The organism is Pallidibacillus pasinlerensis (genome assembly GCF_009996845.1).
GTDB lineage: Bacteria > Bacillota > Bacilli > Bacillales > Caldibacillaceae > Pallidibacillus > Pallidibacillus pasinlerensis.
Genome location: NZ_JAACYS010000022.1, coordinates 21,531 through 38,976, shown reverse-complemented (window position 1 = coordinate 38,976; position 17,446 = coordinate 21,531). Strand labels below are relative to the sequence as shown.

Sequence of the window (17,446 nt, the reverse complement as noted above, 5' to 3'; positions counted from 1 at the left end):
CTAATCTAATAATGTGAATTTTAATTTATTCGTTTCAGTATCAAAACTATATTTAATTAATTTTAAATTAGACCAATACATTGCGACAGGTGGTCTTCTACTTTTTATGTAATTTCTTTTTACTATATCATTTTTTGCTTTTATTACATAATCAGGAAATTCAAATGCTACCAAAAAAGCTTCAATCATATTATAATCACCAAAACTGTATTCTTGGTTAACCCAATCAACATACTTCATAGTTTGGTTCAAATCTTCTATAGAGGCAGAGCCTTTCTTTATTTCTATTACTAAGTATTTTGAAATTGTTTTAAGTTCTTTGATTAAAGGTTCATACCGAATATATCTATATCCAAAAATATCCATTTTATCCATATAATCAATTGGTTTAAAGGGGGATGCAACGACTTGGTGTGAAAGATAGTCCCATTCACCAAATATATTTGCCTTTTTATTGGAAATATAATCTAAAATTCCGGCTTCTAAAGCCATTTCGTGTTTTACACTACCATCGCTATCAGCACAAAGATTTAAAATCTTATCAGAGTTAACAGTATAATCATCATTTACAATATTTTTTATTCGGCTATGTAATGATCGTTTCTCTGGAAATATATTCTTTTTTTCTGTAAGATTTTCTTCATTGTTTTTTATAATTATGTCAAGTAATGCTTTGTTTTCCTCATCATCAATTTTGACAAAAGACAATTTCCAAAAAGCTCTCAACATTTTAAATTTGTCAGGATTAAAAGACAAAACTTCATCCATATCAACTCCATTTTTAAAGAAGTATGGGAAACCTTCAAAGCAACAAATCATCCTGTTATTTATATTGTTTTCGTTGTTTAAAATCATTTGATTTTTTAAAGATGTATGTTCATATACAATCGGCATGTCTGCATTAGGGAAATTTAAAAACTTGCAATCACCTTTAATATTTATCAGTCTTCCTACACCATAAATCATTCTTTTATGGAAAAAGTAGACATTATGACCTTCTTTCATAGTAATAAAATCAGCAAAAGTTCCTTCATGACTTTTATTCCAAATTTTGTTTTTTGGTATGTTCATATTTGTACTAAATACACCATTATTTATAGATTCACTTAAAGAATCAATGTTATCTAATGAAAAAATGTACCCAGCCACTAGTAAACACCTCGTCTTAGCGAATTGCAAATTTCACTAACATAAATATTGTCTAACCAAAACGCTTGCTTAGTAATTAATCGTCCATCTGGCAAAGGAACTCTGTCATTGCCATCACGAGCTTTAGGGCGAATATGGCACAGCCCATTAAAATTTGGTTTCGGAAGATTATTTCTAACAATGGTGCGATTCTTTTGTTTAACGGGTTGTAGCTCAATACCTTGTTTAATTAATTTTTGAACATGTGTCCAAAAATCCTTCAAACGGCCATTAATCTCATTCGTAGGCATGTTCCACAAAATAATACCGCTAAAATATAATTTTCTTTGAGGATTCTTACTATAAGATTCTTTGTACTGAAATACAACAAATAGGAATTTGGTTTGTTCAAAGAAATTTTTTAACCAGCTGTTTTCCCAAGTTTCATTTTCCCATTCTGAAAAATTAATATTTTTAAAAGACATATGCTCTTTTGGAACGCCATTTGGTTCAAGTCTGATTGTCTTAACTTGTATGTTTGCTTTTGCAAATTCTTCAATTTGCTCTAGTTTGGTAACTCTAATACCAAGCAAACCACTAACAAATTCTTGTAAAAAGCTTTTAGATTTATAATTTATAGGAAGATTAGTAATAGATGCAATTTCTTCCAATGACATTCCAATATACGGATGGAATTTTTCTTGTATAAGATTGTAAAACGATTTTTGTTTTAATTCTGGTGCGGTGGAAAATTTCACTAAATCTTCTTTATTTATAACCTTACGAACAATTGATGTCATATATCCTTGTTTCAAACAAAAAGCACGCTGCATTGCTTTAATATCACTATATGGTTGAGATCGAAGCGATTTTTTATTTGCACCTTTAGGACATGCACCCAAATAGTTTGTATCACCTTCAGATAACTCATGCGCCAAACCAACTTTTATTTTTCCAACAATTGTTTCCCAATCTTGCTTAATGATCTCTAAGTCTTCCTCAGGATATTGGTGTAAGTATGCTTTAATTATTCGATAATCAGAACGATCGAGATTTGGTAGCCATTCATAAAACATCATTAATATTTCTTTGTTTTTTTTCCAAAAACTTGAAGATTCAAAGTCTTTATTAACTTCTTCTTCATAATTAATAATATTTAAAACCAATCTTTCTTTTGCTGACAATGTTCCATTTTTATTTTTTTTAACAGGGGTAACCTTTAACTCAATTCCTAAATTAGCAAAATCGGCTTCTTTTTTTGAATTAACTTCGTAGCCAAAAAAACTTTCTTCAATAATTTGTCCTAGTTGTCCTTTAGCTTTGTCATTTTTAATCCTTCCGGTTTTGTCAATTTCACCAAAAGTTTTTCCTTCAGCCAAACTTGCAGTGTAAAGTAATTCTTCCTTTTTTTCATATAACAATATGAATCCCCCTTATTAGGTGTCTATTAATATTATAGTAACATAAAAAAGCTGATACATTCGTATCAGCCTACAGAAAATAAATCCAATTGTACGATATCATTTTTACTTTCTTTTTGAATTTCCACAATTCGCTTTCCCATCTTTTCTACTAAACCGACTACCAGAGCATTTCCCATACAAAAGTATCTTTGTCGATCAGTCATACCTTTTGTCCAATTATCTGGAAACTCGTTTAATCTTTCGCATTCAACAGGAGTTAAAAATCTTTTTCGTCCATTAACTTCAACAATATGTGTACTCCGGTTTACCGTACCTTCACTCGTTAACATTGTTCTTCCGGGCTTATCAAGGTCATCAGTAGGGGACATACCTCCTTCTGAGAAGATATATTTATGTCCCGTGCTCGATGTTCTTTCAATTTTTTTCGGACCTCTTAAGTAAGCAAACTTTTCTTCCATTTCTTTTGTTAAATAATACTTTTCATCGACTTCACTTTCATCAACTAAAATATCTTTTAAAGGAACTGGATTTTCTCCAATAGGTGTTTGATGTACTGTATAAACATCTCCATCTCTCATTATACCTGAAGGATGGAAGTTGAATGAAAAGTTATCAGAAATATCAACAATATCGAGGGGAAGCACTACTTCTGCAATTCTGTTTTTATACGGTTCTTGTTCAATTGGAAATGGTTTTGCAAAAAATCCTTCTTTATATACAATTTCTTCTGGAGTTAATTCTCTTTGTTCTTTATCAAAAGTTATCCCGTTTTTATAAGCAAAAATAAATATTCTTCGACGTCGTTGTGCATGTCCATAATCTGCTGCATTGATTACGCGCCATTCAACCGTGTAGCCTAAATCGCGAAATGTTGCTAACATAACTGCAAAATCTCTTCCTCTTTGCTTAGAAGGAGATTTTAGTAATCTATCTACATTTTCTAATAGTACATATTTAGGAAAAGAATTTTCAATTGCTCGTTTTATTTCCCAGAAGAGAACTCCTTTTTTTCCTTGGATACCCTTTTCGCCAGAAAGGCTTCTAGCAACTGAGTAGTCCTGGCATGGGAAACCACCCACAATTAAATCAGGTTTCTGTTCCTCAAATACTTCATTTGGCACTTTCGCTATATCTTCATTTACATGTATACCCTTAGTGAAATTGCGCGTATAACAATCAAAAGCAAATTGAACTTTCTTCTCAGGTTCCCATTGGTTAGCCCATACGACCTCAAATAAGTCAGGGTTTGCACGCTCTAATCCAATACGAAATCCACCTACACCGGCGAATAATTCTACGACACGAATTTTTTCACGGTCTCCCATATCGAACACCCTTTCGTGTTGGTTTCAATCATTATATCATATATTTATTAAAAGATCAAGATCTTTACTCGTACTAATGAAAGAATTATATAACGCTATAATTATACATGAAATATAGAGTTAATTAAATGGTATTTATTTTAATAGGAATGACTAATTAGGAAATATTGCCTAAAAAGAATACTAAATTATGAATAATTTCAAAGTTAACTAAGATAGTATAATACTTTATGGAATATAATACTATTTATATAATCCGACAAAGAAATTAGAAAGAATTCTTATTGCAGCTCAATTTATTACATAATGCAAAAATCACTATATAATAACTTGACCGCGGGTGGTACAGCACCTGCGGTCACGTTATTATTTGCTAAGGTCCTGTTTTATTAATGTAAATAATTACAAATGTTTAGTAGTATTTGATATATATACAGCACAATCATATCAATATATAACATAGTGAAATATTATGTTTATATACCAATGTTTGCTATAATTCATATAGGTACTATTTACTAATTTGCCAATTTTATCAGTTTTAGATTTATATATAATCTTGAAATAGCAACGTAAATGAGGGAGAACATTGAAACCATATTGGAACTTCCCGGCTGCAACAGGTGGTTTAATTAATTCCATTAATAATGCTGGGCTGGAAACGTTTAGAGGAAATGCATTAGAATCGTTAACACGTGAAATTTGTCAAAATTCAATTGATGCTGTGAAAAATCCAAGCGAACCAGTAGTTGTAGAATTTAAAAGCTTTTCAATTGATACCGATGAATTTCCGAATCGTCATCAGTTTTTGGAAACGCTAAAAAAATGTAAAAAGACTTGGCGTGGACGTAACCCGAAAACAGAAGATTTTATAGAAAACGCATTAGCTATTTTAAAAAAAGACAAAATGAATTTCTTACGTATTAGTGACTTTAATACGAAGGGACTTGAAGGTGCTGATACAGCTGAAATAGGGACTCCGTGGAGTTCATTAGTTCGAGAAGCGGGATCCTCAAATAAAGGTGAGAGTTCTGGTGGGAGTTTTGGTATAGGGAAATCAGCCCCATTTCTAAACTCAAACCTTCGTACACTATTTTACTCATCACTTGATATATCAGGCTTTGAATCTTATATCGGTGTAGCAAATATTATGTCTTTCAAGATTAATAAAGATGAAATTACAGTTGGAAATGGTTATTTCACTGATAATGATAAATCAACAGCTATTAATGAACAACTTCATTTAGATCCAACATTTACACGAAATGAAAGTGGGACAGATATTTATGTATCCGCATTCGAGCCTGTAGTTTATGATTGGGAAGTAGAAATTAAGAAATCAGTGCTATTTAATTTCTTTATTACTGTTTATCAACAGAAATTAATCGTTAAAATCAATGATTTTGAAATTAATCACGAAAATATTGCAAGTTTAATAGCGGAATTAGAAGATAATGAAGAAAATACAATTTTAAAAAATTATTTTGAGGCATTGACATCAAATAAAACTATTAAAATTGCATATCCTGCAAAGCAGTATAAAGGAATTGAGTTTGATGAAGGTGAGGCTACACTCTATTTAATTAACGGTGAAGATTTAAATCGTCGCGTCCTTATGACACGTAAAACAGGTATGCGTATATTTGAGCAAAAGAATATAAGCGGTACAATTTCTTTTACAGGAATTTTAATGATTACAGGAAACAATATGAACTATATTTTTAAAGAAATGGAAAATCCGGCCCATAATGAATGGTCCCATGAACGCTACGAAAAAAATCCGAATCTGGCAAAGAAGGTTTATGCTGATTTACGAAAATTTATCCGTGAAGCTGTAAAGAAAGAGTTTCAAGAAAAAATAACAGATAAAATGGATGCCGTAGGTGTAAGTGACTTTTTACCGAAAAAATCGCTTATAAACGGTACTGATACAAAAAAGACAGAATCATTGACAAGTACAATTAAAGAAATTGTTTCTAAGGAAAAGAAACAAGAAAAAGTAAAAATACATAAACCAACTGGAGAAGAGCCAGAAGAAATTGAAAAACAACTTGCAGGGGAGTACGGAATTGTACAAGATGGTGAATACGGAGGAAATGGATTTGGTACACATGCTAATGGTGGCACTGATGGTGCAGGTACAACAGAACCTGGTGGAATAAATCAATTAGATAAAAATAAAGATGGGGAAATTAGCCATCAAAAAGATCGAAAGCCAAGTAAAAAACCAATTGAGATTAATCAACGATATATTTGTACAAATAAAACAGATGGAAAATATCGCTTCTTTATTTCCCCAAAAAAATCATTATCTAATGTGAGATTAGTATTTTCAGTGCTAGGGGAACAAAACAATTTTGCATTACCGATAAAATCCGCTACTGTTATTGATTCTGATATTAGCATAGAGGAAATCTCTGGAAATACAGTTTACTTAACTTCTACTAAAAATAAAAAAATCTTTACATTGGATATCGAAGTAAACTACCCAACTTATTGTGTAATGGAGGTAGTTTTATATGAAAATTAATACGAGCTACCCCTATCCTGTTTTATATATGAATAACGATGATTATAAAAATTCTAGTTTTCATGCAAGCATTAATGTGCACAAATCTTTCGGTGAAGTTAAGGCATCGGTTCGTTTTACATTAGAAAATGAAGAGATTGAAAGCTTAATAGAAAACAGAACATTTGTATACGCCGTTCATATTGAGTGCGGGCAATCCAGTTTTCGTAATGTGTACAAATCAAGTGAAAAAGTATTAGAAATATCAATTCCTTCAAATAAAATTAGAGGAAAAGTGTTTTTCCATACCTTTATATTGGTTAATAAATCAATTGAGAATTATACGAATAAAAGTTTCAATAAGTGGTTTAAAGATTTACAATTTTCTTTAGAAAAAGGGAATATTGTTGCAATTGGGGAAGCGGTTGAAATAAATTTATACGAAGATCCAACGGAACTATTAAATTTACCATCAATTGTAACAGTCCGAAAATCGCTTAAAAAAGAATTTATGGAAGTTGATTTAGATTCGAATGAAATCACAATATCCCTACCAGAATATGAATACAACCAATATGCAGCTAATGCCAATTCTAGATTAAAGAATACGATTTTATCATTTGTTATTCTACCTGCACTCGTTTTTGTTTTCACAAAGGTGAATGAAAATCGGGAAGATTATCAAGGTTATACTTGGTATCAAGTTTTAGAAAAAATCTTCGAAGAAAATAATGTTCGGCTAGATGAAGTAGGATCTGACGCATTACCTGCGCTTAAGGCCGCACAAATGGTATTACGTAAACCTTTAAGAAGTAGTTTTGATGAAATTGAGAAACTTAGCAGGAGTGAAGATTAATTGAAACTAAAATTTATCTCCGATGATACACTCGGTGATTTACGTACAAACTATGAGGCTTATAAGAAACATTATTATACAAGAGACAATGTATGGTTTAATGAATATTTTAGTCAAGAAGGACGTGCGCTTGACTCAAATATTGAATTTCAAATGCCAGAATTAAACTATGATGAAGATTATAAAGTAAGTGATCGTGAAAATGTAAAACTAATCTACAATGCTTTACGATATTTAACAGTAACTCAAGCGACACAAGAGCGTCTCTGGTCAGGACTTGCCCATCTTCAGTTTCGAGAGTATACTTTTTACCGATTGAAAAAAGAATTAGATGAACATAATGACAAACGGATTAATACAGGTATATTCTTTAAGAATGGTGCAAAACGATCGCTTTTTGTACATATTTTAGCTCGACTTTGGTGGGTAGGACATATGACTTATGATGAATTGAATGAGGAAAATCCTTATTGGTTGACGGACTTTTTCTGTGAAAGTGATTTTTCTGCACGCTGTGTTGTCTTTTTCTCAAGTAATTTCACATCAAATCATCAAGTTACCCGTGGTATTCTACGAGCACTTGTAAAAATAAAGCAAAACGGTGTAGCAATTAAACGTGACCATTTTGTTCAGGCAAATAAATATTTGAATGTAGCTGGAGCTGTAATGATTTTGGATATGCTATCGGCTGAAGAGATTGAACAAATGGTAGGTCAATACTTATGTAAACATTATAATTTGCCGGAATTGTTTGATGCGGAAAAAATTGAAGTATAATTTTAAATAAAATCCACCAATTCTTTAATAATTATTAAGGGTTCTATATACCATTGTTTGTTAATTTTTTATAAAATGGTAAAGTAGTATATAAAAGTTAATTACAGGAAGACAAGGGGTTATCGCATGTTTACAAATGAAGAATGGCGAATTGAGAGAGATTTTTTAGGTGAAAAGAAAGTACCAGCGGATGCGTACTACGGGGTACAGACGCTTCGAGCGGCAGAAAATTTTCCGATTACAGGTTATCGTATTCATAATCAATTAATTAAAGCAATGGCAATGGTTAAGAAGGCTGCTGCAATTGCGAACATGGAATGTAACCGTTTAGATAAAAAAATAGGAAATGCCATTGTCCAAGCAGCTGATGAAATGTTAGAGGGCAAATTTTTTGATCAAATTATTGTTGACCCGATTCAAGGTGGGGCAGGAACTTCGATTAATATGAACGTTAACGAGGTACTTGCGAATCGTGCCCTTGAAATTCTTGGTTACGAGAAAGGTAAATACGAAATTGTAAGTCCAAACACACATGTAAATATGGCTCAATCGACAAATGACGCATTTCCTACAGGAATACATATTGCGACATTAAAAATGTTAAATGAGTTGCTACAAACGATGGAAAACATGAAGGAAGTTTTCCTCCAAAAAGCAAAAGAATTTGACGATGTTTTAAAAATAGGTCGTACGCATTTACAAGATGCGGTTCCGATCCGTCTTGGACAAGAATTTGAGGCATACAGTAGAGTTGTTAGTCGAGATATCGAACGGATTCGCACTTCTCGCTTCAACTTATACGAAGTGAATTTAGGAGCAACTGCCGTTGGAACAGGTTTAAATGCTGATCCAAAATATATTAAAATTGCCGTAGAACAGCTGGCAAATATTAGTGAATTACCACTGCGAAATGCTGATCATCTCGTTGATGCGACTCAAAATACAGATGCTTATACAGAGGCTTCTGCTGCTTTAAAAGTAAGCATGCTGAACATGTCAAAAATCGCCAATGATATACGCTTAATGGCATCCGGTCCGAAAGCTGGTTTAAGTGAAATTTCACTTCCTGTAAGACAACCAGGCTCATCAATCATGCCAGGTAAAGTAAATCCGGTGATGCCTGAGATGATTAACCAAGTTGCATTCCAAGTTGTTGGAAATGACCATACCATTAGTATGGCCTCTGAAGCGGGGCAAATGGAATTAAATGTCATGGAACCTGTCTTAGTGTTCAACTTATTACAATCCATTCAAATTATGAACAATGCTTTCCGTTCATTTACTGAATATTGCTTAAAAGGAATTAAAGCGAACGAAACCCAATTACAACTATACTTGGACAAAAGCATCAGTATTATTACTGCTATTAATCCTCATATCGGATATGAAAAGGCATCACAAATTGCCAAAAAAGCAATGGAACAAAATAAATCCGTCCGTGAAGTTTGTCTTGAAGAAGGGGTTTTAACAAAAGAAGAACTCGATATTATTTTAAATCCGCATGAAATGACAGAGCCGGGTATAGCTGGATCAAAACTTCTAAAAAAATAAATAATATATTGTAACCGCTGAATTTCATATCAGCGGTTTTTTCTTTTCCTATTGAAATTTATAAAAAGTGATCTACAATATGATCAAATAAGCTCAAAGTGGGAGGAATACTAATGAGGTTAGCTTTAGAGTTATACTTTGAAGAAAAACTTTCTGATTTTTATAATCATGATAGTGAAGATTGTTGTGATTACTGTGGAGTACCAGTTATTCTAGGAAGCATGAACGGGCATGACATATTTTTAGACGGCTGGGAACGTAGTTTATGTTGTGTCGACTGCGCTGAACAATACCAACTAGTGAAATTCTGGTTGTTAGATAAAGATATAAAAGAAATGAAAATGAAAACTGAATGGAATATTGAACAATTAGTATATATAATGGTTGATTATTCAAATAAAAGCGAAAAATAATGTGTTCGTATAGAAATTACATAAGTGAATATGAGATAATATTATTAATATAAATTTTTAATATAATATCCATTTAAAAACTTTGGACTTTTTAATATGATAATGTATCAAATCCAAAATCTTGAAAAGTTCATAATATAGAAAAATACTTTTTTTAAATATTTTGATTGGGGGAGAAAGGTTGAATATCGAAATTTGGACTATCTCTTTCTTGATCGTATTTATGTTACATAATTTAGAGGAAATTATAACTGTAGAAAAATGGTATGACAGTACTTACCGCTGGATTGCGAAAAGGTTTCCGAAATTCTTAAAAAATGAACTTGATCATTTTAAAGAAATGACAACGGCACAGTTTGCTATCGCGGTTTTTGTCTTTTCTATATTTTGCAGTGCTTTACTGTTAATTTCTGTTGTAAGTGAGTATCATTACTATTTGTTTTTAGGAGTCAATCTGCTTTTTGCTTTTAATATTTTTACACATCCACTGCAATCTTTGTTTTTAAAGCGCTATACTCCAGGTCTTTTTACATCATTGTTATTAGTTTTACCTTATTTTATTATGTTCTTTTATAATTTTTACAATACGGAACTATTAAGCTTAGAAACTATTATTCGGGGAATCTTTGTGGTGTTCATTCTTTTTGCTTTATTAATTTTTAGCCATATCATCGGTGAACAACTTCAAGGTTTTTCAAAAACGAAATAATATGTATTTCAAATTACTTTGATAGCAAGTATTGACTACATATCAGGGTTAAAGAAAAATTGAAAATGTACACACCTTTCAGAAAAAGTCTAAATTATCTAATTGAACCTGAAAGGTGTTTTTAACGATCAATAACTATTTACAATGAAACAGTCATTATTTAAACGATTTCGCACCAATATAGCGTTCTTTCCAATAACTAATATCTAAAGAAGTAATTTCTACTCCTTTTCTTTCATTTGCCGCATGAATCATTTGATTGTTGCCAATGTAAATGCCACTATGCGAAACTCCGCTTTTGTATGTGTTTTTAAAAAAGACAACATCACCTACACTCGGACTGTCAACATGTTTACCGTTATTCACCCATATATCAGCATGAGTTCGTTCGAGATCAATGCCAACTTGTGCAAATACGTAGTTGATGAAACCACTACTATCAAATCCTTGTGGAGTAGTACCACCAAATTGATAAGGACTTCCTAGAAATCCCATGGCAATTGAAACAATATCAGGATGAGACGAAGAGGCACCTTCTATATTTGAATTTGCTTGTTTTTCACTTTTTACTTCATTAGTTAATGAAAGAGTTGCAGTATTGGTTTCTGAATTTAATGCAATTATTGTTTCATGTCCAACAATTCCATCAACAGCAAGTCCATGTTCCTCTTGGAATGTTCGAACTGCGTCATCCGTTTCTGGTCCAAATATTCCATCGACTTTTACATTATATCCATAATTGTTTAGAGCTGATTGTAACTGAACGACTTCGTCTCCTTTTTCACCTACTGATAAAATTTCCGAAAAACTAACAACAGTAGTTGTATCCTCTTCCTGTTCTACTACATTATAAGTTTTATCATTAACCTCAATAGGATCAATTGGCACGGCACCATGGGCAGATACATTTTCTCCTGAACCAATTAGAAACCAGAAAATCAATGTTAATAAACCTACTGAAAAAATATACAATTTAAAGGAATTAGTTCTACTAAACATTATGTATTCCCTCCAAATATCCAATTTGTTATTAATTACTATAACAAATTACATAGACTATGAAATTACGGTTAGGGCACAATCTATTTACGTTTTTCTCTGAAATTTTTTAACTGTTACAATTTTGTCCAACAGAAGAAACATGTAGTTGATCAAAGATACAGTGTAAGCAACTAGTATCTTGAGTTACACGAAATAGAACTATATTACAAAGATTTAATAAAAGAGATATATTTTAAATATTCATATGTTTTTCTTAAAAAATCTTTAAAACTTTAAAATGTTCCAAATTATCATTGTTAATCTTTTTCATATAGATTTATAATGGAATAGAAATCTGAATTATTCCTGTTATACCAATGGTATGAAGATTGGAGTATAAATGATAAAGAATAAAATAGGGATCTTTTTTGCAATTGTGATATTAATCATTTGTGGTAGGACTATGTACTATGTCTATTTTTTTAAACCTAAAAATTTTCTAGAACTATATGAAGTATTGAACTTTGCTGAAACTTTTGAAGACATACAGAGGTTGCTTTTAGAAGGTAGACTCTTTTCAGCTTTTTCTTTCATCACCGATGTTTATGACAAGTGTAGTATTTTATGAGACTAAATTTATATATTACATAAGTAGGGGATATGAAGATGAAAAGAATAATATTATTTCTATTAATGACAATAGCCATTCTAACTGCATGTAACACTTCCACTTTAAGTATTAGTGAAATTGAGATTGTCCCGAAAGATGTACAAAATAAAATTGATTCTAATACAACATTACAAATGATTAATGAAAACGAAGAAACGTATTACATCATTTTTCATTCAAATGGAGATGCATCAGTAGACCTTGAATCAGAAGGAGAAGTTTTAAATATAAAATTTGAAGAAAATGGTAATGGTGAAAAGAAACAAAATGTTTATAAATTAACAACTGATCCTGAACATGAGTATATTAGAGTATTTATAGATGGTGAAGAAACACATTTTGATGTTATTACATTGTAAACATTTTTTCATTAAGTGGAGATTTGAAAGAATTTGTTTTTAATCGGATTCGAGAGTTAACTAGCTTAACACTCGTGAAATAAGATTGTATATACGCTGATTATTCAGCAGAAATTACGGTGCTAATATTTAAATAGCACCGTTAATATTATATTCTATTTATTTTTCTTTCGAACAGGAAGCCAAATTTCACTATACGCATAATCCTTTTTATTTTGATCCAAAAAGCAAGAAAACGATAATTGGAAATTGATTAGAAGTTGCATAGAAACAGGAGTCACATATGAAAATATTAAAAATTACAGTTTTAAAATATATAGAAAAGGATGATTTTGTTGTACCTCAAAGATTAAGTTTAGTAACAATTGGCTGTTTTGATTTTCTTCTTCTCCGGAAATTTTATCAAGATTTAGGATGGGAAGAAACTGACAACGGATATACAGATTATGCTGTATTTAAAACAGTAGGTGTATTATTATCACTTTATTCTGTAGAAAAATTGGCAGAGGGTACAGGATTAGATGTTCAGAAATCAACTAAGTTCTTTAAAGGTATTACATTTGCAATAAATGTTGATAAACCAAGTCAAGTTGATGAAACAATTGAAGCTGTTAGGAGTATTGGTGGAAAAATTATAAGTGAACCGAATGATGGTAAGGGTGATTAGCGAAATAAATAATATTATTATGTAAACTAAATATTAGTAAAAAACTAGTCGATTTAAGTTGTGATTTTGACAGAGAATTTTGTTATTATAATATATAAATTTTTACCAATTTTTGAAGGGTGAGTGAGTTTTTTGAAATTTGTTTTTGATTTAGATGGAACGATTTGTTTTAAAGGACAACCAATATCGCACGCAATACTTGAAGCATTGGTAGAGCTAAACAGTGCAGGAATTGAGGTAATATTTGCTTCAGCTAGACCGATTCGAGATATGCTTCCTGTCATAGATGAGGCACTTCATCATTATACAATGATTGGTGGGAACGGATCTTTAATTTCTAAAAATGGAAAAGTAATTAAAAGCCATTCATTTTCAACAAATGAAATAGAAGAAATAAAGAATCTTATTGAACAATATGACGCTACTTACTTAATTGATGGAGAATGGGATTATGCCTATACTGGGCCAGATAATCATCCTATTCTACAAAATTTAGATCCTGCAAAATTGGCTAAAAAGGTAAACTTGGAATCTCTTAATCCAATTGTTAAAGTTTTAATTCTAACTTCAAAAAATATGGGTGAATTAGCAGAAAAGCTTTCAATGTTAAACGTATTTGTAAATAAACATAGTAATGAGAACGTCTTAGATATTAGCCCAAGGGGAATAAACAAATGGAGTGCATTAAAGTCACTTGGAGTAAAAGAAAATACATATATAGCATTTGGAAACGATGCAAATGATATAACAATGTTTGAAAATGCATTACATACCGTAATGATTGGTTATCACGAGCAATTAGCATCATTTGCAAAAGAAACAATATCATTAAGTGGGGACTATGAAAAGAAAATTGCTGAAAAAATACGAGCTCTATCAAAGGAGTATAGATTATTACAAATATAGTTAAAATGATTAACTTGTTCTTTTATTGTAAAAATATCGAAACTTTTTAAATGCATAATCCGTAATTAAGATATATAAGTATGTTACAAGGGGATAGACGAATGAGAAAACTTACTTGGATTTTCATTGTTGCACTAATTGCTATTGGACTGGCAGATTTAATTCAAGGTTTGATTTTAACATTCTTTTATCAACCGCATCCATACATCACAAATAATGTGGAACTAGCTAACCTCTTAAAATATAGTATTACTGCAATAACAGTCACAATATGTCTTTTCATTGCTTTTAAATTGAAAAACTTAATAAATAATTATAAATCAAAAGTGAAAGTATAAGAAATCTTAATATGACTTAGTTGGGGCTTATTTCAAAGGAAGAGCTCCTTTTTTTATTTATTGGACATTGAGCAAATGATAAGATTAAGGATCAAAAATTTTACCGAATATAGCAAAGTAAATTCTTTAAGGAGTCCTAGTAACGATAAAAAGTAAGTAATGGATGATATCTTTTCTATAATATGGATAAAGTTATAATATGATTTATGGTACAATGTTATAGGTGTTAATAAACGTCAAAAATAACTTTATAAATTAAATAATATAGATGAAAAGCGAGGAACAAACATGATTGCAAAGACAGCTGAAGACATTAACGGATTAAAAGAAATTGGTAGAATTTGTGGCTTTATCCGAGATGAATTAGTTAAAGCTACAAAGCCAGGTATGACAACAAAAGAGCTTGATAATATTGCAAAAGAACTTTTTGAAAAAGAAGACGCACAATCAGCACCAAAAGGGGTATATGATTTTCCAGGGTATACATGTATTAGTGTGAATGAGGAAGTAGCCCATGGTATTCCAGGAGATCGAATTATTGAAGAAGGGGATATCGTAAATATTGATGTATCCGGTTCAAAAAATGGTTATTTTGCTGATACTGGTGTTTCTTTTGTAGTCGGAAACGGAGGGGAAATTTTACAAAAAATATGTGACGTTGCGAAAGAAGCGTTTGAGGCTGGATTGAAGAAAGCATATCCTGGTTCAAAAACAAGTGAACTTGGTAAAGCGGTCGAAAATGTTGCGAAAAAACATGGTTTAACAGTAATTAAAAATCTTACTGGACATGGTATTGGTCGGACAATTCATGAAGCACCGGATCATATTTTCAATTATTATACTCCTTGGGATAATGCAGTACTTAAAGAGGGGATGGTTATTGCCTTTGAACCGTTCATCTCTACTTTTGAAGAGGAAGTTTACCAATGTGAAGATGATGGCTGGAGCTTGTTAACAGAAGAGAGCTTTGTCGCACAATATGAACATACGATTATCGTTACGAAGGATGGTCCGATTATTACAACATTGTAATTATGGGGGTAATATGAAAATAGAAGTGAAAGATGATTTAGTAATCATTGATGGCTTTGAGATTTATGGACATGTTGATCAAGGAAAATCCTGTTCAAAATGTAAGTTTCATTTAGTTTACTATGAAAAATATGATTCGTATTTTTGTCCTAATTGTAATTTCTGGACAGAATCTAAATGTAGTGACCCCGACTGTGAATATTGTCAGCACCGTCCTTTAAAACCTATACTACAGAAGGAAAATTAATAGTTAAAACAAGAAATACTTTTAAAAACCAGCTTAGGCTATAACCCAAGCTGGTTTTTGTTAAGAAATTGCAGTTTTTATTGTATTTTTTGGCCATAATAATCCAATTGCTACTCCGAGTAATGCTGGTGCAACCCAGCCAAGACCAATATCATAAAGTGGTAAAAAGTCCCTATAGAATGCTATTACAGATTCAAACCAAGAAAAAGTAATACCTGGTAAAGTGTCAGCTAAAGCATTATACCCATCAAAGAAACTTACACAAAACGTAAACAGAATTGTAGCTGCGTATACACTTTGTCGATGTTTAAAAAATGATGAACAAAGTGTTAAAAATATTAGAATTATGGCGATAGGATATAGTAACATTAAGACAGGGATTGCAAATTTAATAATATTTGTTAAACCAAAGTTTGCAATAATATAGGAAACAAAACTTAATATAAATACGAAAGATTTATAGCTGACTTTTGGAAATACATCGTGAAAGAATTCACTACAAGAGATGATGAGTCCGATACTAGTTTTTAAACATGCTAGAACGATAATAATTGCTAGTAAAATATTACCGTATGATCCGAAATAATGTTGAGCAACGGCTGCAAAAATTAAACCACCATTGTCATATGTTCCGATTGACTCGACACTTGAAGCACCCATATAAGTGATAAGTCCGTAAATTAGGGCCATAAGGAATAAAGCAAACATTCCTGATTTTAGTGTCGCTTTAGCAATCTCTTTTGGCTCAGTAATTCCTGAACCTTTGATTGCTTGGATTACAATAATACCAAATGCAAGTGACGCTAAAGCATCCATTGTGTTATAACCTTCTTTAAAACCTGTAATAAAGGCTAAATCTTTGTAATCACCTGTAGGTTGTACGAATTCACCCATAGGTTTAAAAATTGCGATAAGAATAATAATGAATAAAAATAGTAAAAATGCTGGGGTTAAGTATTTACCGATTAAATCTACAATCTTTGCTGGGTTTAATGAGAAATAATAGACAATTGCAAAAAAGATAAAGCTAAAAATTATTAAATACAAACCACTTTGCTCTGGATTAATATAAGGTTCAAAACCTACTACGAAAGGTACTGTTGCGGTTCTCGGAATCGCAAAAAATGGTCCGATTGTTAAATACAGTGCGATTGAGAAAACAAGTCCGAAGATAGGGTTAACTCTACTAGCTAAATTACGTAATCCACTACTTCCAGAAAGACCAAAAGCTAAAATTCCGATAATCGGTAATCCAATTGCGGTTGTGAGAAATCCAATTAACGCGGGTAAAAAGTTAGTCCCAGCAAGTTGTCCCATATGGATTGGAAAGATTAAATTACCTGCACCAAAGAACATACCGAAAAGCATTGTCCCAATAACGATATAGGTATAGTTAGAAGTTTTTTTGTCCATATTGATGTTCCCTTCTAGTTGAATTTTTTTAATTCTAACATTATTTTTTCGAGTTTTCTATAGTAAAAAAAGTATTTGTATATTTTTTCACAAGTAAATTAAATGTTCGTTTTTTATATCTCTAAAATAATTTAGGTGAAA

16 protein-coding genes are annotated in these 17,446 nt (G+C 31.4%); 11 read left to right on the top strand and 5 right to left on the bottom strand.

From position 1 onward, the window contains the following. The 3 genes from GW534_RS06750 to dcm form a co-directional block, all read right to left on the bottom strand. Positions 1 to 1,149 carry a PDDEXK family nuclease gene (locus GW534_RS06750; RefSeq protein WP_161920289.1) on the bottom strand — a complete coding sequence of 383 codons (1,149 nt, stop codon included), beginning with the start codon at positions 1,147 to 1,149 and terminating at the stop codon, positions 1 to 3. After that, positions 1,149 to 2,549 carry a Sau3AI family type II restriction endonuclease gene (locus GW534_RS06745; protein WP_161920288.1) on the bottom strand — a complete coding sequence of 467 codons (1,401 nt, stop codon included), beginning with the start codon at positions 2,547 to 2,549 and terminating at the stop codon, positions 1,149 to 1,151. Before GW534_RS06745 ends, GW534_RS06750 begins: the two co-directional genes overlap by 1 nt. 65 nt (positions 2,550 to 2,614) lie before the next feature. After that, complete coding sequence (gene dcm / locus GW534_RS06740; RefSeq protein WP_161920287.1) at positions 2,615 to 3,877, bottom strand: DNA (cytosine-5-)-methyltransferase; 1,263 nt, start codon at positions 3,875 to 3,877, stop codon at positions 2,615 to 2,617. Between the two features lie 589 nt (positions 3,878 to 4,466). On the opposite strand from dcm, the gene GW534_RS06735 reads away from it, so the two are divergent. The 6 genes from GW534_RS06735 (at position 4,467) to GW534_RS06705 (ending at position 10,692) form a co-directional block, all read left to right on the top strand. Continuing rightward, positions 4,467 to 6,407: a hypothetical protein gene (locus GW534_RS06735; RefSeq protein WP_161920286.1), complete on the top strand. Its 1,941-nt coding sequence runs from the start codon at positions 4,467 to 4,469 to the stop codon at positions 6,405 to 6,407. After that, positions 6,397 to 7,242 (top strand): hypothetical protein, encoded by an 846-nt coding sequence (locus tag GW534_RS06730; protein ID WP_161920285.1) that lies wholly within the window; start codon positions 6,397 to 6,399, stop codon positions 7,240 to 7,242. The genes GW534_RS06735 and GW534_RS06730 overlap by 11 nt, the downstream gene beginning before the upstream one ends. Beyond that, the gene (locus GW534_RS16355) at positions 7,243 to 8,019 is read left to right on the top strand and encodes a DUF6339 family protein (RefSeq protein ID WP_246203991.1); all 777 of its coding nucleotides are present in this window, start codon (positions 7,243 to 7,245) and stop codon (positions 8,017 to 8,019) included. A 126-nt stretch (positions 8,020 to 8,145) separates the two neighbouring features. Then, the gene (aspA, locus tag GW534_RS06715) at positions 8,146 to 9,570 is read left to right on the top strand and encodes an aspartate ammonia-lyase (RefSeq protein WP_161920284.1); all 1,425 of its coding nucleotides are present in this window, start codon (positions 8,146 to 8,148) and stop codon (positions 9,568 to 9,570) included. 113 nt (positions 9,571 to 9,683) lie between these two features. Then, positions 9,684 to 9,983: a hypothetical protein gene (locus GW534_RS06710; RefSeq protein ID WP_161920283.1), complete on the top strand. Its 300-nt coding sequence runs from the start codon at positions 9,684 to 9,686 to the stop codon at positions 9,981 to 9,983. A 181-nt stretch (positions 9,984 to 10,164) separates the two neighbouring features. Beyond that, positions 10,165 to 10,692, top strand: coding sequence for an HXXEE domain-containing protein (locus tag GW534_RS06705; protein WP_161920282.1), 528 nt, complete (start codon positions 10,165 to 10,167; stop codon positions 10,690 to 10,692). Between the two features lie 156 nt (positions 10,693 to 10,848). Here the strand turns inward: GW534_RS06705 and GW534_RS06700 are convergent, their stop codons facing one another. Continuing rightward, a complete protein-coding gene (locus tag GW534_RS06700; protein WP_161920281.1) occupies positions 10,849 to 11,691 on the bottom strand; it encodes a C40 family peptidase in 843 nt (280 codons plus the stop codon). Positions 11,692 to 12,339: 648 nt separating this feature from the next. On the opposite strand from GW534_RS06700, the gene GW534_RS06695 reads away from it, so the two are divergent. From GW534_RS06695 to map, 5 genes are all read left to right on the top strand, one after another. Beyond that, the gene (locus tag GW534_RS06695; RefSeq protein ID WP_161920280.1) at positions 12,340 to 12,702 is read left to right on the top strand and encodes a membrane lipoprotein lipid attachment site-containing protein; all 363 of its coding nucleotides are present in this window, start codon (positions 12,340 to 12,342) and stop codon (positions 12,700 to 12,702) included. 283 nt (positions 12,703 to 12,985) lie between these two features. After that, the gene (locus GW534_RS06690; protein ID WP_161920279.1) at positions 12,986 to 13,369 is read left to right on the top strand and encodes a VOC family protein; all 384 of its coding nucleotides are present in this window, start codon (positions 12,986 to 12,988) and stop codon (positions 13,367 to 13,369) included. 132 nt (positions 13,370 to 13,501) lie between these two features. Then, positions 13,502 to 14,275 carry an HAD-IIB family hydrolase gene (locus GW534_RS06685; protein WP_161920291.1) on the top strand — a complete coding sequence of 258 codons (774 nt, stop codon included), beginning with the start codon at positions 13,502 to 13,504 and terminating at the stop codon, positions 14,273 to 14,275. A gap of 101 nt (positions 14,276 to 14,376) precedes the next feature. Beyond that, positions 14,377 to 14,613, top strand: coding sequence for a hypothetical protein (locus GW534_RS06680; protein ID WP_161920278.1), 237 nt, complete (start codon positions 14,377 to 14,379; stop codon positions 14,611 to 14,613). 288 nt (positions 14,614 to 14,901) lie between these two features. Then, positions 14,902 to 15,645: a type I methionyl aminopeptidase gene (map, locus tag GW534_RS06675; RefSeq protein WP_161920277.1), complete on the top strand. Its 744-nt coding sequence runs from the start codon at positions 14,902 to 14,904 to the stop codon at positions 15,643 to 15,645. A 307-nt stretch (positions 15,646 to 15,952) separates the two neighbouring features. Here the strand turns inward: map and brnQ are convergent, their stop codons facing one another. Continuing rightward, positions 15,953 to 17,305, bottom strand: a complete 1,353-nt coding sequence (gene brnQ / locus GW534_RS06670) for a branched-chain amino acid transport system II carrier protein (protein WP_161920276.1) — start codon at positions 17,303 to 17,305, stop codon at positions 15,953 to 15,955. Between the last annotated feature and the right edge of the window lie 141 nt (positions 17,306 to 17,446).

Excerpts from the sequence above, each read along its gene's own strand:
- GW534_RS06710 (WP_161920283.1), top strand. The coding sequence starts at position 9,684 with ATGAGGTTAGCTTTAGAGTTATACTTTGAAGAAAAACTTTCTGATTTT.
- aspA (WP_161920284.1), top strand. The coding sequence starts at position 8,146 with ATGTTTACAAATGAAGAATGGCGAATTGAGAGAGATTTTTTAGGTGAA.
- brnQ (WP_161920276.1), bottom strand. The coding sequence starts at position 17,305 with ATGGACAAAAAAACTTCTAACTATACCTATATCGTTATTGGGACAATG.
- GW534_RS06730 (WP_161920285.1), top strand. The coding sequence starts at position 6,397 with ATGAAAATTAATACGAGCTACCCCTATCCTGTTTTATATATGAATAAC.
- dcm (WP_161920287.1), bottom strand. The coding sequence starts at position 3,877 with ATGGGAGACCGTGAAAAAATTCGTGTCGTAGAATTATTCGCCGGTGTA.
- GW534_RS06680 (WP_161920278.1), top strand. The coding sequence starts at position 14,377 with ATGAGAAAACTTACTTGGATTTTCATTGTTGCACTAATTGCTATTGGA.
- map (WP_161920277.1), top strand. The coding sequence starts at position 14,902 with ATGATTGCAAAGACAGCTGAAGACATTAACGGATTAAAAGAAATTGGT.
- GW534_RS06700 (WP_161920281.1), bottom strand. The coding sequence starts at position 11,691 with ATGTTTAGTAGAACTAATTCCTTTAAATTGTATATTTTTTCAGTAGGT.
- GW534_RS06690 (WP_161920279.1), top strand. The coding sequence starts at position 12,986 with ATGAAAATATTAAAAATTACAGTTTTAAAATATATAGAAAAGGATGAT.
- GW534_RS06695 (WP_161920280.1), top strand. The coding sequence starts at position 12,340 with ATGAAAAGAATAATATTATTTCTATTAATGACAATAGCCATTCTAACT.